Origin of the sequence: Actinosynnema mirum DSM 43827, from assembly GCF_000023245.1 — a bacterium.
GTDB lineage: Bacteria > Actinomycetota > Actinomycetes > Mycobacteriales > Pseudonocardiaceae > Actinosynnema > Actinosynnema mirum.
On sequence record NC_013093.1, the window covers coordinates 6,956,357 to 6,981,030 of the forward strand.

Sequence of the window (24,674 nt, forward strand, 5' to 3'; positions counted from 1 at the left end):
GGGCAGGGCTGGAGCTCGTGGCGCGGGATCCGGCTTGGAGCTCGTGGCGCGGGATCTCAGGCTTGGGGCTCATGGCGCGTGGTCAGGTTTCGAGCTGCTCGTTGATCTTGGTGCGGAGCCGGAGGACGGCTCTGGTGTGCAGTTGGCAGACACGGGACTCGGTGACCCCGAGGACCTTGCCGATCTCGGCCAGCGTCAGGTTCTCGAAGTAGTACAGCGTGACCACGACCCGGTCCCGCTCGGCCAGCTGCGCGATGGCGTCGGCGAGCTGCCGACGGCTGTCCTGGTCGACCAGCGAGGCGACCGGGTCCTCGGCGCCTTCGTCGGGCAACGACTCCGCCAGCGAGGACCCCGCGCTCCCGGCGGCCCGGCCTGCGGCGATCAGCTCGTCCAGCGCGACGACGCTGGTGAGCTGGAACTGCGCGTACAGCTCCCGCAGCTCCCCGAGCCCGATCTTCAGCTCAGCGGCCAGCTCCCGGTCGGTGGGCGTCCGCTGCAACCGCCCACCGAGCCGCTCGAGCGCCCGCTCGACGTCCCGAGCCCTGCTGCGAACGGAACGGGGAACCCAGTCCTGCGATCTGAGGTCGTCCAGGATCGCGCCACGGATGCGCTGCATGGCGTAGGTCTCGAACTTCAGGCCGCGCTCGGGCTCGAACTTCTCTATGGCGTCGACCAGCCCGAAGATCCCGGACTGGATCAGGTCGGCGACGTCGACGTGCGCGGGCAACCCGGTCCCGACCCGCCCGGCGACGTACTTGACCAGCGGCGCGTAGTGCAGCACCAACCGATCCCGCAGCCCCTGCTCGCGCGACTGCCCGTAGGTGTGCCACAGCGCGATGATCCCGGCTTCGACGTCATCAGCGGTCCGGGACTCGGCAGCGGCATGAGCAGGCCGCCCCACCCGCTTCTCACCACTCCCACCAGCGGCACCGCCACCCGACACCCCAGCAGCGGAATCCCCCGCGCCCGAAGCCCCACTTCCCTGCGACTCACCGGCCTGCGACTCAACGGCCCGAGGCTCGACAACCTGCAACTCAACGGCCTGCGCGCCGACAACCCGCAGCTCAGCCTCCCGAGACCCAACGGCCTGCGACTCAGCCTCCCGAGACTCGGCGGCCTGCGGCTCAACGGCCTGCTGTTCCGCGCCTTTCGACGGAATCCGCTGCGAGTCAGCCCCCCGCTGCTCCTGCCCGTCCCGCTGCTGCCCCGGCGCGTCCTGACACTGCCCCGGCGCGTCCTGACACTGGCCCGGCCCGTCCTGCTGCTGGCCCGGCGCGTCCTGACGCCTGTTCGACGCGTCCTGACGCTGCCTCGGCTCGTCCCTCTGCTGTCCCGGAAGCCCAGGGCGGTCCTGCGCGCCCAGGCTCCCCGGCGCGTCCCCGTTCCCCTGGGCATCCCGACCGTCCTGCGCATCCCGGCTTTCCTGCTGCTGCCTGGGGGTTGGCGGCGCAGGTTGGGGCGTCGCCGAGTGGTGCGTCGGCGGCTGCGCGGTGGCTGGCTGCGCGCTGGACGACTGGGCGCTGGACTGCTGGGCGGTGGACTGCTGGGGAGCGGGCTGCTTGGGGGTGGGCTGCTGGTCCTGGGGGCGGTGGTTCTGGGTGGCCGTCCTGGCCTGGGGGCGCTGCGAGGGCTGGGGCTGGGCCTGGTGCGGGGCCGGGTGGTTGTGGCCGTTCTTCTGGGGGTGCTGGGCTGGGGGTGTGGCCACGGTGGCGGTCCGCGATCGGCCCCCTGCGGCGTCAGGAGCGGGGGTGGGTTCGATCATGGATTGCCTTCAGCCGTTCGACGGTGACGTGTGTGTAGAGCTGAGTCGTTGCGAGCGTAGCGTGACCAAGGAGCTCTTGGACGGTGCGCAGATCGGCTCCCCCTTCCAGCAGGTGCGTGGCCGCGGAGTGGCGCAGGCCGTGCGGGCCGACGTCAGCCGAGCCGGGGACCGCACCCATGACATCGTGGACGACCCTCCTGGCGGTACGCGGGTCGAGCCTCCCGCCTCGGGCGCCGAGGAACAGGGCTCGATGCGAACGCTCCGTGACCAGGGCGGATCTTCCCAGGTCCGCCCATTGACGAACTGCCCGTTCGGCCGGGACGCCGAAGGGAACAGTGCGTTCGCGACTGCCTTTGCCCAGAACTCGAATCACCCTTTGGGAGTAGTCCACGTCGTCGAGGTCGAGCCCGCACAACTCCGCTACCCGGACCCCCGACGCGTACAGCAACTCCACCACGGCCCGGTCACGGAGCGCAACCGGATCGTGCTGGTCCGCGCCCGCCGCGGCGGCCTCCAGCGCCGCCCCTGCCTGGTCCGGGCGGACCACCACCGGCAGGGTCCGGTGGGGGCGCGGGGCGTTCAGCCGGGGACCGGGGTCCTCCGCCAGCAGGCCCGTGCGGGCGGCCCACGCGGTGAGCGCCCTGGCCGACGCGGCGCGCCTCGCCATGGTCGTCCGGCTCGCCCCCTCGGCGTGCTGCGCGGCGAGCCACGAGCGCAGGCCGAGCAGGTCCACCGACTCGACCGTCGCGTCCCCCGGCGTCCCGGCGGCGAGGTGGACGAGCAGCGCGACCGCGTCGCCGAGGTAGGCGCGGACGGTGTGCGGGGACAGGCCGCGCTCCAGCGACAGGTGGCGCTCGTAGGCGTCGAGCGCGGTGGCGACGTCGGACGGCAGTTCGCGGCGGAGCCGGACGAGGTCGACGCGGCGCGGACGGCGGTGCGGAGGCGGGGACACGCCCTCTGACGCTGGGGCACCACGAGCCCCCGGTCAAGCATCGCCACACCCGCTTCCCGGCTGGGAGCGCTTCCAGCCCCGGTGGCCCCGACTCGCGAGCCCCACCAGCTCCATCTGCGGCAGCAGCGCCCGCACGTGCGCCGGTTCGACCCCCGACTCGACGGCGACCGCGTCGGCCGTCAGCTCGACGGTGGGGCTGAGCGCCTCGTGCACCCGCAGCGCCTCGCCCCTCGGCTCGCCGTCGTCGGACCGGCGGCCGGCCTCGACCAGGTCGGCCCCGAGCCGCCCCGTGGACTCGACCACCTCCGCCGCGCTGGCGACCGGCACGGCCTCGCCCGACCGCAGCAGCTCGTGGCACCCGAGCGAGCTGAGCGAGGTGACCGGCCCCGGCACGGCCATCAGCACCCGGCCGAGCGCGGCGGTCGTGGCCGCGGTGTTCTTCGCCCCGCTGCGCCTCCCGGCCTCGACCACGACCGTGCCGTCGCCGAGGGCGGCGATGATCCGGTTCCGGGTCAGGAACCGGTGCTTGGCGGGCGCGCGCTCGGGCGGGTACTCGCTGACCACGAGCCCCTGGGCGCAGATCCTCCCCAGCAGGGCCGCGTGCCCGGCGGGGTACGCCCGGTCGACGCCGCAGGCGAGCACCGCGATCGTCGCCCCGCCTGCGCCGAGCGCCCCGCGGTGCGCGGCCCCGTCGATCCCGTAGGCGGCCCCGGACACCACGGTCACCCCGGCCCGCGCGAGCCCGGCCCCGAACTCCGCCGCGACGTGCAACCCGTACCCGCTGGCCGCCCGACTCCCCACCACCGCGACCGCCCGCTCGACCAGCGCGCCGAGCGGGGCGTCCCCGCGCACCCAGAGCGCGAGCGGTTCGAGCCCGCAGCGCAACCCGTGCCGCGCGGCGTTGGCCAGCGCCGTGAACGGCCAGGAGGGCCACTCGTCGTCCTCGGGCACCACCAGACGACCGCCGACGCCGGCGACCAGGCGCAGGTCCTCCTCGGCCCGGCACTCGCGCCGCCGAGCCTCGGTCTCACCGGCGACGGCCACCGGAACCTCCCCGATCTGGACCAGCCGCGCCGCCTCGACCGGCCCGACCTCGGCGACGAACGCGGAGAGCGCGAACGAGGGCGGCTCGGCGACACGGGACAGGTACGCGCGGGCGAGCCGAATCGCGTTCAGGTTGGCGACCCGAATCGCTTTCAGGTTGGGGTGAGTGGGGCGGGCAGGGTGAGCGGAGTGGGTGGGGTGAGCGGAGTGAGCGGGATGGGCGGAGTGAGCGGGGGCAGGTGCGCGGGCGGAAGCCGAGGGAGAGGCGGGCGCTCGGGCAGAGAGCGAGGTAGGGCCGGGAGCGGCGGCGGGTGCGGGGCCGGCGGCGGAGCAGGGCGCGGCAGTGGGAACAGGGCCAGCGATGGGACCAGCAATGGGGGTAGGGGCGGCGACTAGGACGGGCGCGGGGGCGGAAGTGAAGGCAGGGGTGGGAGCGGGAGAGGTGGCGGACAGGGAAATGGCGGCAGGAATGGCGGACGGGGTGGAAATGGCGGGTGGGGCGGGGGCGACGGGCGGGGTGGCGGCGGGCGGGGTGGCGGCGGGCGGGGTGGCGGTGGCAGGCGAGGTTGGGGTGGGGGGCGGATCGGAGGCGGCGGGCGGAATGAGTTCGGGGAGTGGGCGGGGCGGGGTGGGAGGGGTGCTGGGAGGAGTGGCGGGAGAGCGCTTGCCTTCGGTGGAGTTGGGGTGGGGGTTGGGGGTTGCCAGGAGGCGGGAAAGGGCTTGCTTTGCGGCTTCGAGGTGAGGGTTTTGGGGCATGGTCGGCCTTCTTCGGGGTAGCGGGTCACCAGGGTTGGGTGCGTTCTCGGAATTCCAGGGCTGTTGCCACGTGGGCTCTTGTTGGTTCGGGGGCGCCGTCCAGGTCGGCGAGGGTCCAGGCCACCCGTAGGCAGCGGTCTGCGCCTCTGCCCGTCAGGGCGCCTCTCGACAGAGCTAGTTGGAGGGCGTGGGTCGTCGTTTCGGGTAGGGGGTGGTCGCGTCTGAGGATTGGGCCGGGGACTTGGGCGTTCGACTGCCAGCCGTGTTCCGACCAGCGGTGGATGGCCCTTGCCCTTGCCTCCGTCACCCTCGAGCGGACCACCGCCGTCGACTCCGGTGGGGTGGGGTGGGCGGCGATCGTGGCCTCGGTCAGGGGACGCATGGGGACGCGCAGGTCCACCCGGTCCAGGAGTGGGCCTGAGAGCTTGGACTGGTACCTGCGGCGCACCGCGGACGGGCAGGTGCAGTCGAGGTCCCTCGCGGGCGCGCAGGGGCAGGGGTTCGTCGCCAGGACGAGCTGGAAGCCGGCCGGGTAGCGGACCACGCCGTCGCTCCTCGCCACGCGGACCTCGCCCTCCTCCAGGGCGGTGCGCAGGGAGTCGAGCTTGGCGGCGCCGAACTCGCACGCCTCGTCCAGGAACAGCACGCCCCGGTGGGCCCGGCTGACCGCACCCGGTTTTGCCAGGCCGGAGCCCCCGCCCACCAGGGCCGAGATGGACGTGGAGTGGTGCGGGGCCACGAAGGGCGGGGTGGTCACCAGCGGGGTCTCCTCGGTGAGCAGGCCCGCCACGGAGTGGACCGCCGTGACGCTCAGCGCCTCCTCCACCGACAGCGGCGGCAGCAGGGTCACCAGACGTCTGGCCAGCATGGTCTTCCCGGTGCCCGGCGGGCCGGTCAGGAGCAGGTGGTGGCCGCCTGCCGCAGCCACCTCCAGGGCCCACCTCGCCTCCGGTTGGCCCACCACGTCGGCCAGGTCCGGGCCCTGCGCGGCGTCGGACCAGGTGGGCGGGCCTGGGGGGACCAGCGCCGCGTCGTCGCCGGACAGCCAGGTGACCACGTCGCGCAGGGAGGCCGCGCCCAGGCAGTCCAGGTCGGTCACCAGGGAGGCCTCGGGGAGCGCGGACAGGGGGACCACGGCTCGCCTCAGACCCGCCGAGCGCGCCGCCACCAGGGCGGGCAGCACGCCCCGCACCGGGCGGACCCTGCCGTCCAGGGCCAGCTCGCCCAGCAGGGCCACTCCCTCCAACCGCTCAGGCGGGACCACCTGCGCCGCCGCCAGCACGGCGCACGCCAGCGCCACGTCGTAACCGGTGCCGCCCTTCGGCATCGAGGCCGGGGACAGGCCCAGGGTGACGCGGTGCGCGGGCCACTGCTGGCCGCTGTTGCGCACGGCCGCGCGCACCCGGTCCTTGGACTCGTGCAGCGCCGCGTCGGGCAGGCCGAGCAGCTGGGTGCCGACCGACCCCGCGCCCACGTCGGCCTCGATCTCGACGGGCACGCCCTCCACACCGCGCAGCGCCACCGACCACGCCCTCGCCAGCGCCATCACACGCCCCTGACGTGCCGCAGCCGCACCGGGCCTCCTGGGGGCCACTCCAGGCCCACCAGGTCGACGCGCACCCCCACCCCGGACAGCCGGTGCTCGCGACGCCACCGGTACGCGGTCCTGCGCACCCGGTCGAGCTGCTCGGGCGTCGCCGCCTCCAGGGGATCGCCCCGGCCGGAACCCGAGCGGCACTTCACCTCGCACACCACGAGCCGCACGCCGTCCGTGGCGACCACGTCCAACTCACCCGAGGCGCAGCGCCAGTTCCGGGCCAGCACCACCAGGCCCTGGCGCTCCAGGTAGCGGCACGCGACGCTCTCGCCGAGCCTGCCGAGCACGTGGGACGCGGTCACGACGACCTCCGAAGGAGAGGGGGAAACTGCTTCGGGATCGACTGTGCGCCTGCGGAAGGGCTGGTGGCGACGGGGAAAAAGCGGGCTGTGGAGAAGTCCTCGGGCTGTGGAGAGAGCGGGGAGGAACTCGGTGGAGCCTGCTAAAGGGGGCCGAGATCCGAAGGAGCCGAAGAGCGCGGAGGACCCCGGAGACACCGGAAGGGGCCCTCCCGCAGGAGAGCCCCTTCCCGAGACCAAGACCGAGACCGCGACCGCGACCGGCCAGCCGAACGGCCGGTCCACGCGCGCTGGATCAGGTGTTGAACGGCCCGCTGTCCGGCAGCCTCAGCTCCGGCTTGTCCAACTCCTCCACGTTCACGTCCTTGAACGTGATCACCCGAACGTTCTTGACGAACCGGGCGGGCCGGTACATGTCCCAGACCCAGGCGTCGGACATCCGCACCTCGAAGTAGACCTCGCCGTCCGCGTTGCGGACCTGCACGTCCACCGTGTTGGCCAGGTAGAACCGCCGCTCGGTCTCCACGACGAACGAGAACTGGTTGACGATGTCGCGGTACTCCTTGTACAGCGACAGCTCCATCTCGGTCTCGTACTTCTCGAGATCCTCTGCACTCATCACGCCTCCGCGCGGGTGTTCATCGATCCGCGCCCCTCCTCGTCGCGGGCCTGCCACCGCCGGTCTGCGGGGGTCCTCCATTCTGGACCACGCCTGCGGTGGGGACGCCGCGCGCCACCCGGTGCGGTGGTGGTTCCAGGCCGAGCCTGGCCGCCGCAGCCGCCACGTTCGCATACGACCAGCGGTGCTGCCCACTCGGCCCGTGTTCCAGCAGCGCCGCGGTGTGCGCCGCGGTGCCGTACCCCTTGTGCACGTCGAAGCCGTAGACCGGCAGCTCCTCGTGCAGCTCGGCCATGATCCGGTCCCTGGTGACCTTCGCCAGCACGGACGCCGCGGCCACGCAGGCGGCCACCCGGTCGCCCTTGACCAGCGGCGCGTTCGGCGCGGTCAGCCCCGGCACCGGGAACCCGTCGGTCAGCACGTAGCCGGGGTGCGTGCCCAGCCGGGCCACCGCCCGGCGCATCCCCTCGACGTTCGCCACGTGCACGCCGATCGCGTCGACCTCGTCGGCGGGCACCACGACCACCGCGTGGTCCAGCGCCCGCTCCAGCACCAGGTCGTGCATCCGGTCGCGCGCGGCGGCGGTCAGCAGCTTCGAGTCGGTCAGCCCGGCGAACCTGGCCGCGTCCCCGGTCCGCAGCACGGCAGCCGCCACCACGAGCGGCCCCGCGCACGCGCCCCGACCGGCCTCGTCGACCCCGGCGACGGGGCCGAGCCCGCGCCGGTCGAGCGCGGCCTGGAACGCCCAGGTGCCCGAGGTCGACCGGACCTGGGCGCGCACTGGCTTGCGGATCACCAGCCGACCCTATCCCAGCCCACCCCGCCGGAACCTCCCGCGCACGCGCCTGCCCAGCAGCAGCACCGGCCACGCGGCGGCGGCCCCGACGCCGAGCGGCGCGGCGTCCTGCCAGGCGGGCGCGCCGATCGCGGCGGCCTGCGGGTCGTGGTCGTCGACGGCCTTCCACCGCGACGGCGGCAGCACCACCAGCCGCGCCTTGCCGACCACCTCGGTCACCGGCACCAGCCCGCCCTCGCGCCCGTCGCCCTGGCACCGCGAGTCGCACGAGTCGTTCCGGTTGTCGCCGAGCACGAACAGGTAGCCGGGTGGCACGTCGAGCTTCGGGAACGACTCCTGGACGGTGCTGCGCCCCGGCTCCCAGTAGATGTACGGCTCGTCGAGCGGCCTGCCGTCCACCTTGACCCGGTTCTGCTCGTCGCAGCACTCCACGCTCTGCCCGCCGACGGCGACGACCCGCTTGACGAAGTCCTCCTCGTTCGGCGAGGGCAGCCCGATCAGCTGGCCGAGCGAGGCCATCACCCCGGCGAGGCCGCTGGTGTCCTGCGGCGGGTGGAACTCCTGGTTGACCCAGGAGTCCGGACCGTGGAAGACGATCACGTCACCGGGCGAGACGTCGGTGAACCGGTACGTCAGCTTGTCCACGAGCACGCGGTCGCCGTAGCAGCCCGCGCACCCGTGGAGGGTCTGCTCCATCGACTCGGACGGGATCATGTAGACCCTGGCGAGGAACGACTGGATCAGGAACGCCAGCCCGACCGCCACGAGGACGAGGACGGGCAGCTCCTTCCAGAAGGCGCCCTTGCGCCCCTTGCGGGCGCGCGCACGCCACCGCTGGACGGCCTCCTCGTCGACCGGTTCCTCGGGATCCTCTCCGGAGGGCCGCCGGTGACGTCCGACGTAGAACACCGAGTCAGGTTACCGACTTCCCCTGTGTGACCTTGGTCAGCCTGGCGCGCAGCCGCCTGCCGAGGAGCAGGACCGGGAACGCCGCCGCGACGCCTGCCCCCGCCGGGAGGCCGCTCTGCCAGGCGGGCGCGCCGATGGCCTGCGCCTGCGGGTTGTGGTCGCCGATGCCCTGCCAGCGCGAGGGGGGCAGCACGATGACGCGCGCCTTGCCGATGACCTCGGACTCGGGGACCGCGCCGTTGACGCCGCCGCCGCCCTGCTTGCGGGAGTCGGTGGAGTTGGTGCGGTTGTCGCCCATCACCCACAGGCTGCCCTCGGGCACGGTGACCGGCGCGAACGGCTCGTGGTCCTCGGGGGACGTGCCGGGCTGCCAGTAGATGTAGGGCTCGTCCAGCGGCTTGCCGTCCACCAGCAGCCGGTGCTGGTCGTCGCAGCACTCGACGGTCTGGCCGCCGGTGGCGATGACGCGCTTGACGAAGTCGCGCTCGTCGGGCGGCGCGAGGCCGATCAGGGAGGCGACCGACTGGAGGCTGCTCACGACGGGGTTGTCGGAGCGGCTGGAGGAGAAGTCGTTCTGGCCCCACGACGGGGGACCGCGGAAGACGACGACCTCGCCGGGCTCGATGTCGCTGAACTTGTACGTCAGCTTGTCCACGAGCACGCGGTCGTTCTGGCAGCCGGTGCACCCGTGCAGGGTCTGCTCCATCGACTGCGAGGGGATGACGTACACCCGCGCGAGGAAGGTCTGGATGAGGACGGTGAGCACCAGCGCGGTGCCCGCCAGGATCAGCAGCTCGCGCCAGAGCGGCTGCTTCTTCTTCTCCTCGGCACCGCCACCGTCCGTGACCGGGTCCTGCTCGGACCCGGCCACGGGGGGACGATCCTGGTCACCTTCGCCCGATGAGGGCCGCACGGCGTCTGTCACACGGTGAGACATTACCCACCGTGCGTGAGCACCGCGTCAGGAGGCCGGGAAGGGCTCAGGCGCCCGGCTTCGCGTCGCGCTTCTCCTTGATCTTGGCGGCCTTGCCGCGCAGGTCGCGGAGGTAGTAGAGCTTCGCGCGGCGCACGTCGCCGCGGATGGCGACCTCGATCTCCGAGATGTTCGGGGAGTGCACGGGGAACGTGCGCTCGACGCCGACGCCGAAGGAGACCTTGCGGACGGTGAAGGTCTCGCGCACGCCACCGCCGTGGCGGCGGATGACGACGCCCTGGAACACCTGGACCCGCTCGCGGGAGCCCTCGATGACGCGGACGTGGACCTTCAGCGTGTCGCCCGGCCGGAAGCTCGGGATGTCGGAGCGCAGCGACTGGGCGTCAAGAGCGTCCAGGGTGTTCATCGGTGGTCCGTCCTCGTCCTCACGTGTAATGCAGTAACTCCCCCGGTTCGCGTCCCATTGCAGAGGTTTCACACGCGCGGGGGCGGGCTTGCGGCGCACGCCGAAAGAGATGATCCGGGTGCAGCAACCTGTCCAGTGTGCCAGACGCGGCGCGGCAGGGTGAAATCGGCCCTACCGGGAGCCGTCCAGGAACGCCCGATCGTGCTTGTCGAGCGCGCCGTCGGGCAGGGCGTCCAGCAGGTCGGGACGCCGGTCGCGGGTGCGCTGGAGCGACTGGTCCCTGCGCCAGCGGTCGATGGCCCGGTGGTTGCCCGAGCGCAGCACGTCCGGCACCGCCAGGTCGCGCCACACCTCGGGCCGGGTGTAGCTGGGGCCCTCCAGCAGGCCGTCCGAGAACGAGTCCTGCTGCGCGGAGAGCGCGTTGCCGAGCACGCCGGGCAGCAGCCGCACGACGGCCTCCACCATGACGAGCACGGCGACCTCGCCGCCGACGAGCACGTAGTCGCCGATGGACACCTCGTCCACCCGCATCCGGCGCGAGGCGTCGTCCACCACGCGCTGGTCGATGCCCTCGTAGCGACCGCAGGCGAACACCAGGCGGGGCTCGGCGGCCAGCTCGTGCGCGAGCTCCTGGGTGAACGGCCTGCCCGCCGGGGTGGGCACGACCAGGCGCGGCGGCTGCTCGCCCGCGCACACCTCGTCCAGGGCGTCGCCCCAGACCTGGGGCTTCATGACCATGCCGGGGCCGCCGCCGTACGGGCTGTCGTCGACGGCCTTGTGCACGTCGTGCGTCCAGTTCCGCAGGTCGTGGACGCCGACGCTGATCAGGCCCTTGTCGACGGCCTTGCCGAGCAGGGCCTGGCGCAGCGGGTCGAGGTACTCGGGGAAGATCGTGACGACGTCAATCCGCATCGAGCAGGCCCTCTGGCGGGTCGACGACGACGCGGCCACCGGCCACGTCCACGGTGGGCACGATCTGCCTGACGAACGGCACCAGCGCCTCGGAGCCGTCCTCGCGGACGAGGACGAGCAGCTCACCGCCGGGGCCGTGCACGATCTCCTTGACGGTCCCGATCCGGGTCCCGTCCGCCAGCTCGGCCGCGAGGCCCTCCAGCTGGTGGTCGTAGAACTCGTCCGGGTCGTCGGTGGGGGGCAGGGCGTCCGTGCTGCCCAGCAGCAGGGTGCCCCGCAGGAGTTCCGCGACGTCCCTCGTGAGGACTTCCTCGAACCGCACCAGCAGCCGCCCGGAGTGGTACCGGGCGGCTGCGACGGTGAGGTCGCGGGACGTGCCGTCGCGCAGCTTCGCGGCCAGGACGGAGCCCAGTGCGAAGCGCGCTTCCGGCGAGTCGGTGCGCACGTCCACGGCGAGCTCGCCGCGGATGCCGTGCGCCTTGGCCACGCGGCCGACGACGACGTCCATGCGCGTCTAGCGGTCGGTGTCGACCACGTCGACGCGCACGCCACGACCGCCGATGCCCGCCATCACGGTCCGCAGCGCGGTCGCGGTGCGGCCGGAGCGGCCGATCACCTTGCCGAGGTCGTCCGGGTGGACGTGGACCTCGAGCGTGCGACCCCGCCGGGTCGTGACCAGGTTCACCCGGACCTCGTCCGGGTGGTCGACGATGCCCCGAACGAGGTGTTCGAGGGCGTCAGCCAACAAGCTCACGCCTCGTCCTTGGCGGGAGCCTCGGCGGCCTCGGCGTCAGCCTTCTTGGCGGCCTTCTTCTTCGGCGTGGTGGCCTCGGTCGTCGGCTCGGAGCCCGCGGCGGCCAGCGCGGCGGCGAACAGGTCCGCCTTGCTGGTCTTGGCCTCCTTGACCTTCAGCGTGCCCTCGGCGCCCGGCAGGCCCTTGAACTTCTGCCAGTCGCCGGTGATCTCCAGCAGGCGCTGGACCGACTCGGTCGGCTGGGCGCCGACGCCCAGCCAGTACTGCGCCCGCTCGGTGTCGATCTGGATGAACGAGGGCTCTTCCTTGGGGTGGTACTTGCCGATGGTCTCGATGGCCTTGCCGTTGCGGCGGGTGCGAGCGTCGGCGACGACCACGCGGTAGTACGGCTGGCGGATCTTGCCAAGGCGCTGCAACTTGATCTTGACGGCCACGGGTTCCGGTGCTCCTCGGGTTCTCTCGTGCATGTGCGGGCGTCCTCCACCCGAGTGGGGCACGGGCGGGGAGAACCCAAACTGTCTGGGCGCGCCACGGCACGGTGAGAGGGACCGGCCTCGGCGAACAGCCTTCAATTCTGCCAGACCCCGCTACCGGGGGACGAATCGGCCCGGTTCCACACCCGCTCGGGTGAGCGCGGACCGCACCGCGCGGGCGTGCTCGACGGCCCCCGGCGTGTCCCCGTGCAGGCACAACGAGTCCACCTCGGCGGCCAGGACGGTCCCGTCGACGGCCACGATCTCACCCGCCGTCGCCAGCCTGACGGCCCGCTCGACGACCGCGTCCGTGCCGGTCAGGAGCGCGTCCGGGCGGGAGCGCGGCACCAGCGCGCCCTCGGGGGTGTACCCCCGGTCGGCGAACGCCTCGCGGACCGGCCGCAGCCCGGCGGCCTCGGCGTGGTGCAGCAGCCTGGAGCCGGGCAGGCCCAGCACGGGCAGGTCGCCGAACGCCCGGACGCCCGCCACCACGGCCCGCGCCTGCTCGTCGTGGTGCACCGTGGCGTTGTAGAGCGCGCCGTGCGGCTTGACGTAGACCACGTCCGTGCCCGCCGCCCGAGCGCACGCCTGGAGCGCCCCGATCTGGTAGAGCACGCCGTCGGCCAGCTCGACCGGGTCGACGTCGATGAACCGCCGCCCGAAGCCCGCGAGGTCCCGGTAGGACACCTGGGCGCCCACCGCCACCCCGCGCCCGGCGGCCAGCTCGCACGCCCGGCGCATGATCGTCGGATCACCCGCGTGGAAGCCGCAGGCGACGTTGGCGCTGGTCACGACGTCGAGCAGGGCCTCGTCGTCGCCCAGCCTCCAGATGCCGAAGCCCTCGCCGAGGTCGCTGTTCAGGTCGAGGCTCACGCGGGCATCACCCCCAGTGCGATCAGCAGCATGGTCAGTCCGGGCAGGAAGTTGTTGACCACGTGGGCCACCACGCTGGCGGTGAGCCTGCGGGTGATCAGCCGCGCGATGCCGATGGGCAGCGAGATGACGATCAGCAGCACGGTGCGGATCGGTTCCAGGTGGCTGGCGGCGAAGATCGCGGTGCTGAGCGTGAACGCCGCCCAGCGGCTCCAGCCCTGCCGCTCGATCGCGCCCCACAGCAGGCCCCGGTAGATCAGCTCCTCGCAGACCGGGCCGATGAAGCACACGTAGCAGAACATGGCGATGGCGGCGGACAGCGGCAGCGCCGCGCCGTCGACCAGCTCGCCGATGGCCGAGGTGGCGTTCTGGTCGCCGACCAGGCGGGACCAGGTGAGCGCGGCCACGTAGGTCAGCACCAGGCCGAGCAGGCCGAGCTTGAAGCCGACCTTCACGTCCGCCCAGTTCCACTCCAGCCTCAGGTCGACGAACGGGCCGTTGCCGCGCAGCTTGGTGATCAGGACGGCGGTGGCGGCGGCGAGCAGGGTCGGCGTCATCGCCCCGACGAGGACGAAGGTGACGGGGTCCACCCCGAACTCGCGGCCCGCCGCGGTGATGAACACCGCGCTGAGCACGAAGACCGCTTGCACGACGAGGAACGCGCCGAAGCCCCAGCGCTGTCCGGTCGGCGCGGGTTCCGGGGCGAACCCCACGGCCCGGACGCTCGCGATGAGACCTGTCGGCCGCTCATCCGGTGGTGGGTTCACAGGCAATCACCCTAGTCACGACGTGCTCGCGCGCCTCGGGCGCGCGGGGCGCTGGTTGGTGTCGGTGCGCGCCGCGCGGCGGCGCGGGACCCCCGACCGCCGCACCGCGGCCCCTCGCCGCGGTCCGGTCGGAGCGGCCCTCCCGCCCGGCAGGCGCCGGGGGCGCGGGCCGGGTCCGGGGCTCGGGGCGGGCGCGGGCCGGGTGCGGCGCGGGGGTCCGGGGCGCGCGGCGGGCGAACGCCCGGCCCGGTTCGCTGGAACGGGTGGTCCGCCCGGCTGGTGGGCCCGCTGCGGCCCGCGCGGGGCCGGGGGCGGGTGCTCGGGCGGGGAGGGGCGCTCGGCGCGGTGGGCGGGAGCGTGCGGGGCGCGGGCACGGCGAGCAGGCCGCCTGGCCGGTGCCGCAGGCCGGGAAGCCCCCGTGCCTCGCCGTGGCGCTCGGGTCCCGCACCCGTCCGAACGTACCGGCGGCGACACCGACCTGACCCGACCGGACTGGTCAAGATCACCCTGTCGGCCGCAGCGGGCGGGGTCGCAGGGCGCACTTGTGCGGAGGGACCGGGTTCCGACGGGTCAAGCGCCGAGGGCGCTCGACGGGTGGGCGCCGCCCGCGCCGGGAGCGGTTGCGCGGCACGGAGCCCGCGGAAGGCCGGGACGCGGGTACGCCGGGACGCCGGGAGGCAGGAACGCCGAAGCCCCGTCACCCGGTGGACGGGTGACGGGGCTTCACCTCTTCGAGCGGCCTCGGTCAGAGGACGCGGCCCCGGAGCATGACCACGCTCGGGTGCCGCAGGACGGACAGGTCCTGCCTGGGGTCGCTCGGGTACACGACGACGTCGGCCGCCGCGCCCTCCACGAGGGACGGGAAGCCGAGCCACTCGCGGGCGGCCCACGAGGCGGACCCGATGGCCTGCTCGGCGGTCATGCCCGCGTTCCGCAGCGCGGCGATCTCGTCGGCGATGCGGCCGTGCGCGATGCCGCCGCCCGCGTCGGTGCCCGCGTAGACCGGGACGCCCGCCTCGATCGCCCTGCCGACGGTGTCGCGGTTGCGCGCGTGCAGGGCGAGCATGTGCCGCTGGTACGCCGGGTACCGGTCCGCGCCCGCCGCGATGGCCGGGAACGTCTCGATGTTGATCAGCGTGGGCACCAGGGCCGTGCCGCGCCCGGCCATCAGCGCGATGGTCTCGTCGGTCAGGCCGGTGCCGTGCTCGACGCAGTCGATCCCCGCCGCGAGCAGGCCGGGCAGGGCGTCCTCGCCGAACACGTGGGCGGTGACGCGCGCCTTGGCCTCGTGGGCGACGGCGATCGCCTCGGCGAGCACCTCGTCCGGCCACAGCGGGGCGAGGTCGCCGGTCTCCCGGTCGATCCAGTCGCCGACGAGCTTGACCCAGCCGTCGCCGTCCGCCGCCTGCTCGGCGACGATCGCGGGCAGCTCCGCCGGGTCCTGGACCTCGACGCCGATGTGCCGCAGGTACCGCTTGGGCCGGGCGACGTGCCTGCCCGCGCGGATGATCCTGGGCAGGTCGAGCCGCTCCTGCAGCGGCCGGGTGTCCACCGGGGACCCGGCGTCGCGCAGCAGCAGCGCGCCCGAGGCCCGGTCGGCCACGGCCTGCTCGACCGCCTCGTCCAGCTCGACCGCGCCCCTCGGGCCGAGGCCGACGTGGCAGTGCGCGTCGACCAGGCCCGGCACGAGGTAGCCGCCGTCCACGACGGTCCGCGCGCCGGGCACCGGGGCGGTCCGCACGCGCCCGTTGACCACCCAGAGGTCGCGCGGCTCGCTCTCCGGGAGGACGACGCCGCGCAGGTGCAGACCGCTCACTTGCCGAACTTCAGCTTGGTCGGGTCGACGCCGGGGGGCAGCTCGTTCATGCCGCCGCCGAGGCCGGGCGGGAGCTGACCGGGGGGCATCCCCGGCATCCCGCCGGGCATCCCGCCGGGGAACATGCCGGGCATCCCGGGGAAGCCGCCGCGCGCCTTCGGCGGCGTCGGGCCGCGCCCGCCCTTGCCCTTCTTGCCCTTCTTGCCCTTGGCGTTCTTGCGGTTGTTCTTGCCGCCCGCGCCGGGCAGGCCGAACCGGCCCGCCATCTGCGACATCATCTTGCGGGCGTCGAAGAACCGGGTCACGAGGTCGTTGACGTCGCTGACCCGCACGCCGGAGCCGTTGGCGATGCGCAGCCGCCGCGAGGCGTTGATGATCTTCGGGTCGTCCCGCTCGGCGGGGGTCATGCCCCGGATGATCGCCTGCACGCGGTCGAGGTGCTTCTCGTCCAGCATCGCGAGCTGGTCCTTCATCTGACCCGCGCCGGGCAGCATCCCCAGCAGGTTCGCGATGGGGCCCATCTTGCGGATCGCGAGCATCTGCTCCAGGAAGTCCTCCAGCGTGAGCTGGCCGGACCCCATCTTCACCGCGGCGGCTTCGGCGCGCTCGGCGTCGAAGGCCTGCTCGGCGTGCTCGATGAGGGTCAGCACGTCGCCCATGCCGAGGATGCGGCTGGCCATCCGGTCGGGGTGGAAGACGTCGAAGTCCTCCAGCTTCTCCCCGTTGGAGGCGAACAGGATCGGCTGGCCGGTGACCTCGCGGACGCTGAGCGCCGCGCCGCCCCTGGCGTCGCCGTCGAGCTTGGTGAGCACGACGCCGGTGAAGCCGACGCCCTCGCTGAAGGCGGTCGCGGTGTTGACCGCGTCCTGGCCGATCATGGCGTCGACGACGAACAGGACCTCGTCGGGGTTCACGGCGGCGCGGATGTCCGCGGCCTGCCGCATCATCTCCTCGTCGACGCCGAGGCGACCGGCGGTGTCGACGACGACGATGTCGTGCTGCGCCCGCTTGGCCTCCTCGACGCCGCGCTTGGCGACGTCGACGGGGTCGCCCACGCCGTTGCCCGGCTCGGGGGCGAACACCGAGACGCCCGCGCGCTCGCCGACGACCTGGAGCTGGGTGACCGCGTTGGGGCGCTGGAGGTCGCAGGCGACCAGCAGCGGGGTGTGGCCCTGGCCGCGCAGCCACTTGGCGAGCTTGCCCGCCAGGGTGGTCTTGCCCGCGCCCTGGAGGCCCGCGAGCATGATCACCGAGGGCGGGTTCTTCGCCAGGTTGATCCGGCGGGTCTCGCCGCCGAGGATCGCGACGAGCTCCTCGTTGACGATCTTGATGACCTGCTGGGCCGGGTTCAGCGCCTGGGAGACCTCCGCGCCCTTGGCGCGCTCCTTCACCTTCGCGATGAAGGCGCGCACGACGGGCAGCGCGACGTCGGCCTCCAGCAGCGCCACCCGGATCTCCCGCGCGGTGGCGTCGATGTCGGCGTCGGAGAGCCGCCCCTTGCCCCGCAGGTTCTGCAGGACCGAGGTGAGCCGGTCGGAAAGGGTGTTGAACACGGTGCCGCCAGACCTCGCACGTCGTCGGATGATCACGGGCCGCGTCGACCCCCGTCGGGCGCGGGACCGGGCGGCGATTGCCTTCCCGCCAGAGTAGCCGCACCGGGACGCGGGCATGTCACGGACGGTCGCGGGTCCTCGCGCGGCGGCGGGGGAAAAGCGGTGGTCGGGCGGCCGGACGGCGCAGCGGGGGTGGTTCGGGGGCGGTAGGCGGGTGGTCGGCGGGTGGTCGGCGGCGGCGGGCCCCGGCGCGCGCGGAACGGCGGGCGGGTGCGGCGCGGGTCGGGGCGGGCGGGCCGGGTCGGGGCGGGCCCGCTCAGCCGGTCACCGCGAGGCGCAGGCGGTCGGCCCTGGTCAGCCTGGTGAGGGCGCGCCAGCCGCGCGGCGGGCGGTCCTCGGTGAAGCGGGCACGGAAGGCCTCGGCCCTGCGGACGTGCTTGGCGAACGAGTGGTGCCTGATCACCCGACCGCGCCTGACCTGCCCGCTGAACGCCTCGTCCGGGCTCGCGTCCAGCCACAGGAAGTGCCTCGGCCGCCCGGACAGCGCGCCGACGACGACCAGCGCGGCCCGCGTGGTGGCGCGCGTGGCGGGCTCGTGCACCAGCAGCAGGCCGGGCGAGGTGAGCGCGTGCCAGAGCACCCTGGTCCGGTGCGCCAGGTGGACCAGCGGCCGGTACCAGCGGTACGGCAGCCCGGTGGGGAGCGCGGCCCGCAGCGCCGCCCGGACCTGGTCCGAGTCGAGCACGACGGCGGGCTCGCCCCCCGTGTCGACGGTGGCCAGGAGGGTCGTCTTGCCCGCGCCAGGCAGCCCGGCCAGCACGATGAGCGAGCGCGGCGCCACGGCGACGGTGGTCATCGTTTCCATGCTAAACAGACGTTTCGGACACCGGATAGTTCCCCCGTCGAATGGTGTCGCCACCCACAGCGCACGACGGGCAACCCAGGGCGACCACGCTGCGCGCAACGCCCGACCTGGGCCGACCCCGTCGTGGCAGCGGGCCGCGACCGGCGTGGTTCACCCACCAGCCCGGTGGCAGAACTACGCACTCCGATCAGGCCGCTCAGCCGCCCACCCGTGCAAGGGGGTAACCCGTCCGAGCGATGACCACTCCCCGTGCGAGGACCTCCGGGCGGTCGGTCCGGGAGCGCCAACCGCGCCGGAGGCCTGGTGGCCCGAGCCGGCCCAACCCCTCGGTGGACCGAACCGGGCCCCCGGTTCGCGGCGCCCGGTGTCCCCCCTGGCGCCACACCGCAGAGCCTGCCGTTCGGGGGACCCGAGGGGCAGCGTGACCTCCCCCGATCGGGTGTACGTAGTGCTACGCAGTCACCCTGAGGAAGCCAGCACAGCGCGCTCCACCGCGACCCGGTCCACGTCCCCGGACTCGGAGGTGATGGCGAACGAGTCCACGACCGTCCCGCCGAGCGTCGCCACCCGCGCCCACCGCACGTCCAGCCCGCACCGCTCCAGCGCGTCCGCGACCCGGTGCAGCAGCCCGATCCGGTCCGCCGCCCGCAGCTCCAGCACCACCGACCCGGTCGACTCGTCGTCGAACCACAGCACCCGCGCGGGCGGCGGGTCCAGCGGCGGGCCGCCGTAGTCGCGCTCCTTGGCGGCCAGCTTCTCGGCCAGCGGCAGCGACCCGTCGACCGCGCGCGCGAACTGCTCGCGCAGCAGCGCCACGTCCGGCAGCGACCCGAACCTCGGCGACACGGTGAACACCTGCACCCCGGCGCCCTCGTGCGAGGCCACCACGGCGGCGTGCACCTCCAGCGAGTTGAGCGCCAGCACGCCCGCCGCCCTGGACAGCAGCCCCGGCCGGTCCGGCGCGGCCACCGACACCGTCGCGACCTGACCGGACGCCTCCAGCAGCACGTCCGGCCGCCCCGAGGCGGTGGCGGAGGCGGCCAGCTCGCGCTGCCGCTCGTCCAGCGGCTCCGGCGAGGGCAGCGGGTCGCCCGCCATGGCCGCGCGGCAGCGCGCCACCAGGTCCCGCACCAGCGACGCCTTCCAGTCCGACCACACGCCGGGCCCGGTCGCCACCGAGTCGCACTCGGCGAGCGCGTGCAGCAGCTCCAGCAGCACCGGGTCGCCGCCGAGGGTGTCGACGACGCGCCGCACGGTCGCCTCGTCCTCCACGTTCCGCCGGGTCGCGGTGTGCGGCAGCAGCAGGTGGTGCCGGACCATCGCGGTCAGCGTCTCCACGTCGTTCGGCCACAGCCCGAGCCGCTCGCCGATCTGGGTGGCCAGCGCCGCGCCGACCTCGGAGTGGTCGGCCTGCCTGCCCTTGCCGATGTCGTGCACCAGCGTCCCCAGCAGCAGCAGGTCCGGCCGGGACACCCTGGTCACGAGCTTGGCCGCGTGCGCCGTTGCCTGCACGAGGTGCCGGTCGACGGTCCAGGTGTGCGCGGCGTCGCGGGGCGGCAGGTCGCGGACCGCGCCCCACTCCGGGAACAGCCTGCCCCACAGCCCGGTGCGGTCCAGCGCCTCCACCACGTCGACCAGGCCGGGGCCGGCGCCGAGCAGGGCGAGCAGCTCGTCGCGGGCCTCGCGCGGCCACGGCTGGCGCAGCTCGGGCGCGGAGTCGGCGAGCCGGGTCAGGGTGCCCGCGGCGATGGGGTGCTTGGAGCGCGCGGCGGCGGTGGCCACGCGCAGCAGCAGCGCCGGGTCCCTGGTGGGCGAGGCGTCGCGGGCCAGCGCCACCTCGGAGCCGTGCAGCACGACGCCCTCGTCCAGCGGCTTGCGGGCGGGCGCGCGGCGCAGCGGCGAGCGGGCGAACACGCCGAGGCCCCGGCGGGGCGCGGCGGCGCGGGCGGCGCGCGTGGCGACGTCGACCGCGTAGACGATGGTGCGCGCGGCCGAGGACAGCGCGCGGGCGAGCGCGAACCGGTCCAGGAGGCCGAGCGCGGCGGCGACCTCGTCGCCGTCCTGGGCGCGCAGCACGTCGCGCGGGCGCCCGGCGACGCGGCGCAGCTCGGTGCGCACGTCCAGCAGGAGCCTGCGGGCCTCGGCGACCTCGACGCCGGGCCGGTCGACCAGCTGGGCGGCGGCCAGCGCGTCCAGCACGGTCAGGTCGCGCAGCCCTCCCCTGCCGTGCTTGAGGTCGGGTTCGACGCGGTGCGCGATGTCGCCGCTGCGCGCCCAGCGGCGCTGCGCGGACTCGGCGATCTCGTCCAGCCTGCCGCGCACGCCCGCGCGCCACGCCTGCCGCGCGCCCTCGGCGAGCCGGGCGCTGACCTCGGCGTCGCCCGCGAGGTGCCGCGCGTCCAGCAGACCCATGGCGGTGCGCAGGTCCGTCGAGGCCACGCGCAGCGCCTCGCCGACCGTGCGGACCGAGTGGTCGAGCCCGATGCCCGAGTTCCACAGCGGGTACCAGAGCTTCTCGGCGATCTCCTCGACGGTGTCCTGCCCCCTGGCGTTCTGCCCGTTGTGGACGAGCAGCAGGTCCAGGTCGGAGTAGGGGACCAGCTCGCGGCGGCCCAGGCCGCCCACGGCGACCAGCGCCAGCCCGCTGCCCGCCCCGCCGACGCCCGACGCCGAGGCGTGCGCGGTGAGCCAGAACTCGTGCAGGTCCACCAGCGCCTCGCGCACGGCCTCGCCCGTCAGACGGCGACGACCCGGTGCGAGCAGGCGATCGCGCGCCCGCACCAGGTCGTCGGCCGTGACGACGGCCGTCTCGGTGTGCTCCATCCGGCCGTCTCCAGTCATCGCTACAGGGCGTCCGTGCCGCGCTCCCCGGTCCGGACCCGGATCACGGTGTCGACGGGGGTCACCCAGACCTTCCCGTCGCCGATCTTGCCGGTGCGGGCGGCCTCGACGACCGCGTCCAGGACCTTGTCCACGGCCGCGTCGTCCACCAGCACCTCGATCCGCAGCTTCGGCACGAAGTCCACGGCGTACTCGGCGCCCCGGTAGACCTCGGTGTGGCCCTTCTGCCTGCCGTAGCCCTGGACCTCGCTGACGGTCATGCCCAGGACGCCCAGCTGCTCCAGTGACGTCTTGACGTCGTCGAGCGTGAACGGCTTGACGATCGCGGTGATCAGCTTCACGACTTGTTGCTCCCCTCAAGGACCGCGGACGCGCCCGCGGCGACGCTGGGCTTGGCGGAGCCGCGCGAGCCGGACAGGCCGCCGAAGTCGTAGGCGGTCTCGGCGTGCTCGGCCTCGTCGATGCCACCGACCTCGTCATCCTGCTCCGAGCGGAAGCCGACGGTCAGCTTGACCAGGTAGCCGAGGGCGAGGCTGAGGACGAAGGAGTAGGCGAAGACCGCGATCGCGCCGACGGCCTGCCGCCAGAGCTGGTCGACGCCGCCGCCGTAGAACAGGCCGTTGACGCCCGCCGGGGCGGCGTCGCTGGCGAAGAAGCCGACGAGGATCGTGCCGGAGAGGCCGCCGACCAGGTGCACGCCGACCACGTCGAGCGAGTCGTCGATGCCGAGGCGGTACTTGAGGCTGACCGCCAGCGCGCACAGGGCGCCGGTGATGGCGCCGACCGCGATCGCGCCGAGCGGGGTGACCGACGAGCAGGCCGGGGTGATGGCGACCAGACCGGCGACGACGCCGGACGCGGCGCCCAGGGTGGTGGCGTGGCCGTCGCGGATGCGCTCCACGAGCAGCCAGGCGAGCATGGCGGCGGCGGTGGCGACGGTGGTGTTGATGAAGGTGACGCCCGCGGTGGCGTTGGCGCCCAGCGCGGAGCCCGCGTTGAAGCCGTACCAGCCGAACCAGAGCAGACCGGCGCCGAGCACGACCAGGGGCAGGCTGTGCGGCTTCATGCGGTCCTTGGGCCAGCCGACGCGCTTGCCGAGGACGATCGCCAGCGCCAGCGCCGCGGCGCCCGCGTTGATGTGGACGGCGGTGCCGCCCGCGAAGTCGATGGCGGCGAGCTTGTTGGCGATCCAGCCGCCGGGGTCGACGACGTTGCCGTCGGCGTCCTTGCCGTCGAAGTCGAACACCCAGTGCGCGACCGGGAAGTAGACAACCAGGGCCCACAGGCCGGCGAACAGCAGCCACGGGCCGAAGCGGGCCCGGTCGGCGATCGCGCCGGAGATCAGCGCCACGGTGATGATCGCGAACATCGCCTGGAAGGAGACGAAGACCGTGGTCGGGATGGTGCCGAACAGCGAGTCCGGGGTGAGCAGCCCGTTCAGGCCGAAGAACTCGAACGGCTTGCCCAGCAGGCCACCGCCGAGGTCGGCGCCGAACGCGGTCGAGTAGCCGACCAGCACCCAGAGCACACCGACCACGCCCATGGCGCCCAGGCTCATCATCATCATGTTGAGCACGCTCTTCGAGCGGACCATGCCCCCGTAGAAGAAGGCAAGTCCGGGGGTCATCAGCAGCACCAGTGCGGCACTGGCGAGCACCCAGGCGGTGTCCCCTGTATCCACGTCGACCTCCACAGCAACAGCACGTCGGTTGCAGGGGAGCATTGACAGCGGCTGTTTCGCCCGCCGACGCGGAACGTTTCACCCCGGTGAACTGTCGGATCGGCCTTGTTACGGGCGGGTTTCACGGGGTTGAAGGCAGGAATTCTTCACCCTGCGGTACCGGAATCCGGGGGTTCTTGCGGTGACGGACGGTGCTGGGCATCACCCCGACCGGATGGCCGGATCGCGCGGTCGTGGGACGGGGCGACGGTCGGTCACCGGGCGGTGATCAGGGGCGGGACGGTTTTCGTCGGGTCGGGGGCGTGGTCATCTCGGCGTGGGGGTGGTGATCACGGTGCGCGAGGACGTGGTCGGGTCGACGGCGGCGCGCCGGGCGACGGCGCGGTGGCCGCCACGGGGGCGCGCCGGGGTCCTCCCCGACGCGCCCCCTCGGCGCACCTCCGTCCTGCCTCCGTCCTGCCCGCGTCACGCCCCCGAGCCGCAGTCAGCCCGCCAGCGGCAGCGCGCCCCAGCCACCGCGACCGGGCAGCTGCGGCTTGCCCGGCTGCGCGGTCCGCGCCTCCGGCTCCTGCGCGGGCGGCTCGACGCCCGCGCAGCGCGTGCCCTCGGCCGGGACCACCAGGTCCACCAGGTACGCGTCCGTCGCTCCGGTCACGCACTCGCTGCGGCCGTAGGCGCCGTGGCCCCAGCCCTCGTAGGTCAGCAGCACGGCCGCGCCGCCCGCCTGCCGGTGCGCGCCCACCGCCCACTCGTACGGCGTCGACGGGTCGTGCAGCGCGTTCAGCATCAGCACCCGCGGCGTGCCCTCGGCGACCCGCCACGGCAGCCTGGGGTTGCTGTTGGCGTCCTCGGTGCCGACGCACGCCGCCACCGCGCCCTGCCCCAGCGTCGACCCGCGCATGTTCGGGGACAGCGCCAGGCTGCGCTCGGTGATCTCCTGGAACTCCGCGTGGTCCCGCACCGGCAGCGCCCAGTCCTGGCAGAACACCGAGCCCATCGCGTTGCGCCCCAGCTCCGGCTCCGCCACGCCGAAGAGGGCCGGGTCCGGCGAGTCGAGCCGGGTCAGGGTGGTCGCCAGCTGCGCCCAGCTCGGGCTGTAGAACGCGCTCAGCGCCATGCCGCGCAGGTCCGCCGAGGTGATCCGCTGCTCCGGGTCGCCGGGCGCGGTCAGCTCGCCCCGGTCGGCCCGCTCCAGCAGGGAGTTCCAGACCTCCGGCACGTCCTGGTCGTGCAGCGCGCACGCCTCGGTCCGCTCGCACCACGCGACGAACTCCTCGAACGAGTCCTCCGCGCCGACCGCCTCGCTCGCCAGGAACTCGGCGGCGCCCTGGTCGTGGTCCATGTTGCTGTCGATGACCATCGCCCGGACCCGGTCGCCGTGCTTCTCGGCGTACTGCCGGCCGATCAGCGTGCCGTACGAGACGCCGTAGTAGCTGACCCGCGCCTCGCCGAGCGAGCGGCGCACCGCGTCCAGGTCCTCGACCACGTCGAGCGTGCTGACGTGGTCGTAGATCGGGCCGCTGTGCGAGCGGCAGTCGTCGGCCAGCTCCCGGTTGTACCGCGCCAGGGCGTCGAACTCGGCCTGGTTCGCGGGCAGCGGTCCGGGGTTGGCGTTCACCTTCTCCAGCGAGCACCGGACGGGGCTGCTGCGCCCGACGCCGCGCGGGTCGACGCCGACGATGTCGAAGCTCTTCAGGACCTCGGGGCTGAAGTAGCTGTCGGCCACGAGCGTGAAGTCGACGCCCGGACCACCGGGGCCGCCGGGGTTGATGAACAGCACGCCCTCGCGCTTCGCCGGGTCGTCGGCCGCGCGGCGCGCCAGGGCGAGGTCGAACTTCTCCCCGTCCGGCTCGGCCCAGTCGACCGGCATGGGGACCGTGCCGCACTCGACGGTCGCCAGCTCCTCGCACGGCGCCCAGGCGATGTCCGCCCGGTAGCCCGGATCTCCTCCCGGTCGGGCTCCCGCGATGCCGGTGGCGCTTCCGGCGACGAGCGCTCCGGTGGCCGCGACGACACCGAGCGCCCGGATGATCGGTCGCACAGGTTTCCTCCCTTTGGTTTCACC

General features: G+C 73.8%; 23 protein-coding genes. All 23 read right to left on the bottom strand.

Annotated elements, in window-relative coordinates; translation table 11 throughout:
- Positions 1–82: 82 nt before the first annotated feature.
- Positions 83–901, bottom strand: a complete 819-nt coding sequence (locus tag AMIR_RS29300) for a FliA/WhiG family RNA polymerase sigma factor (RefSeq protein WP_015804607.1) — start codon at positions 899–901, stop codon at positions 83–85.
- Positions 902–1,736: 835 nt separating this feature from the next.
- Complete coding sequence (locus AMIR_RS29305) at positions 1,737–2,714, bottom strand: tyrosine recombinase XerC (RefSeq protein ID WP_015804608.1); 978 nt, start codon at positions 2,712–2,714, stop codon at positions 1,737–1,739.
- Positions 2,715–2,747: 33 nt separating this feature from the next.
- Positions 2,748–3,914, bottom strand: a complete 1,167-nt coding sequence (dprA, locus tag AMIR_RS29310) for a DNA-processing protein DprA (RefSeq protein ID WP_049797203.1) — start codon at positions 3,912–3,914, stop codon at positions 2,748–2,750.
- Between the two features lie 625 nt (positions 3,915–4,539).
- On the bottom strand, positions 4,540–6,060 hold the full coding sequence (locus AMIR_RS29315) for a YifB family Mg chelatase-like AAA ATPase (RefSeq protein ID WP_015804609.1): 1,521 nt from the start codon (positions 6,058–6,060) through the stop codon (positions 4,540–4,542).
- A complete protein-coding gene (locus AMIR_RS29320; protein WP_015804610.1) occupies positions 6,060–6,413 on the bottom strand; it encodes a YraN family protein in 354 nt (117 codons plus the stop codon). The genes AMIR_RS29315 and AMIR_RS29320 overlap by 1 nt, the downstream gene beginning before the upstream one ends.
- A gap of 292 nt (positions 6,414–6,705) precedes the next feature.
- Positions 6,706–7,029, bottom strand: coding sequence for a DUF2469 domain-containing protein (locus AMIR_RS29325; RefSeq protein WP_015804611.1), 324 nt, complete (start codon positions 7,027–7,029; stop codon positions 6,706–6,708).
- Positions 7,030–7,048: 19 nt separating this feature from the next.
- Complete coding sequence (locus tag AMIR_RS29330; RefSeq protein WP_015804612.1) at positions 7,049–7,825, bottom strand: ribonuclease HII; 777 nt, start codon at positions 7,823–7,825, stop codon at positions 7,049–7,051.
- Positions 7,826–7,834: 9 nt separating this feature from the next.
- The gene (gene lepB / locus AMIR_RS29335) at positions 7,835–8,734 is read right to left on the bottom strand and encodes a signal peptidase I (protein ID WP_015804613.1); all 900 of its coding nucleotides are present in this window, start codon (positions 8,732–8,734) and stop codon (positions 7,835–7,837) included.
- Positions 8,735–8,738: 4 nt separating this feature from the next.
- Positions 8,739–9,671 (bottom strand): signal peptidase I, encoded by a 933-nt coding sequence (lepB, locus tag AMIR_RS29340; RefSeq protein ID WP_041837115.1) that lies wholly within the window; start codon positions 9,669–9,671, stop codon positions 8,739–8,741.
- Positions 9,672–9,714: 43 nt separating this feature from the next.
- The gene (gene rplS, locus AMIR_RS29345; protein WP_015804615.1) at positions 9,715–10,074 is read right to left on the bottom strand and encodes a 50S ribosomal protein L19; all 360 of its coding nucleotides are present in this window, start codon (positions 10,072–10,074) and stop codon (positions 9,715–9,717) included.
- Positions 10,075–10,245: 171 nt separating this feature from the next.
- Positions 10,246–10,986 (bottom strand): tRNA (guanosine(37)-N1)-methyltransferase TrmD, encoded by a 741-nt coding sequence (trmD, locus tag AMIR_RS29350; RefSeq protein ID WP_015804616.1) that lies wholly within the window; start codon positions 10,984–10,986, stop codon positions 10,246–10,248.
- Positions 10,976–11,494: a ribosome maturation factor RimM gene (gene rimM / locus AMIR_RS29355; RefSeq protein WP_015804617.1), complete on the bottom strand. Its 519-nt coding sequence runs from the start codon at positions 11,492–11,494 to the stop codon at positions 10,976–10,978. Before rimM ends, trmD begins: the two co-directional genes overlap by 11 nt.
- Before the next feature lie 6 nt (positions 11,495–11,500).
- Positions 11,501–11,740: an RNA-binding protein gene (locus AMIR_RS29360; RefSeq protein ID WP_015804618.1), complete on the bottom strand. Its 240-nt coding sequence runs from the start codon at positions 11,738–11,740 to the stop codon at positions 11,501–11,503.
- On the bottom strand, positions 11,737–12,174 hold the full coding sequence (rpsP, locus tag AMIR_RS29365; RefSeq protein WP_015804619.1) for a 30S ribosomal protein S16: 438 nt from the start codon (positions 12,172–12,174) through the stop codon (positions 11,737–11,739). The genes AMIR_RS29360 and rpsP overlap by 4 nt, the downstream gene beginning before the upstream one ends.
- A gap of 153 nt (positions 12,175–12,327) precedes the next feature.
- On the bottom strand, positions 12,328–13,086 hold the full coding sequence (locus AMIR_RS29370) for a LamB/YcsF family protein (RefSeq protein WP_015804620.1): 759 nt from the start codon (positions 13,084–13,086) through the stop codon (positions 12,328–12,330).
- Positions 13,083–13,799 carry a CPBP family intramembrane glutamic endopeptidase gene (locus tag AMIR_RS29375; protein ID WP_015804621.1) on the bottom strand — a complete coding sequence of 239 codons (717 nt, stop codon included), beginning with the start codon at positions 13,797–13,799 and terminating at the stop codon, positions 13,083–13,085. The genes AMIR_RS29370 and AMIR_RS29375 overlap by 4 nt, the downstream gene beginning before the upstream one ends.
- A gap of 799 nt (positions 13,800–14,598) precedes the next feature.
- The gene (locus AMIR_RS29380; protein ID WP_015804622.1) at positions 14,599–15,669 is read right to left on the bottom strand and encodes an amidohydrolase family protein; all 1,071 of its coding nucleotides are present in this window, start codon (positions 15,667–15,669) and stop codon (positions 14,599–14,601) included.
- Positions 15,666–17,222 carry a signal recognition particle protein gene (gene ffh / locus AMIR_RS29385; protein WP_015804623.1) on the bottom strand — a complete coding sequence of 519 codons (1,557 nt, stop codon included), beginning with the start codon at positions 17,220–17,222 and terminating at the stop codon, positions 15,666–15,668. The genes AMIR_RS29380 and ffh overlap by 4 nt, the downstream gene beginning before the upstream one ends.
- Before the next feature lie 316 nt (positions 17,223–17,538).
- Positions 17,539–18,078: an AAA family ATPase gene (locus tag AMIR_RS29390; protein ID WP_240438717.1), complete on the bottom strand. Its 540-nt coding sequence runs from the start codon at positions 18,076–18,078 to the stop codon at positions 17,539–17,541.
- Positions 18,079–18,546: 468 nt separating this feature from the next.
- Complete coding sequence (locus AMIR_RS29395; protein ID WP_245554554.1) at positions 18,547–20,928, bottom strand: [protein-PII] uridylyltransferase; 2,382 nt, start codon at positions 20,926–20,928, stop codon at positions 18,547–18,549.
- A 2-nt stretch (positions 20,929–20,930) separates the two neighbouring features.
- Entirely contained in the window at positions 20,931–21,269 is a 339-nt protein-coding gene (locus AMIR_RS29400) for a P-II family nitrogen regulator (RefSeq protein ID WP_015804626.1), read from the bottom strand.
- On the bottom strand, positions 21,266–22,609 hold the full coding sequence (locus AMIR_RS29405; protein WP_015804627.1) for an ammonium transporter: 1,344 nt from the start codon (positions 22,607–22,609) through the stop codon (positions 21,266–21,268). The genes AMIR_RS29400 and AMIR_RS29405 overlap by 4 nt, the downstream gene beginning before the upstream one ends.
- Before the next feature lie 484 nt (positions 22,610–23,093).
- Entirely contained in the window at positions 23,094–24,650 is a 1,557-nt protein-coding gene (locus AMIR_RS29410) for an alpha/beta hydrolase (RefSeq protein WP_015804628.1), read from the bottom strand.
- Positions 24,651–24,674 lie beyond the last annotated feature (24 nt).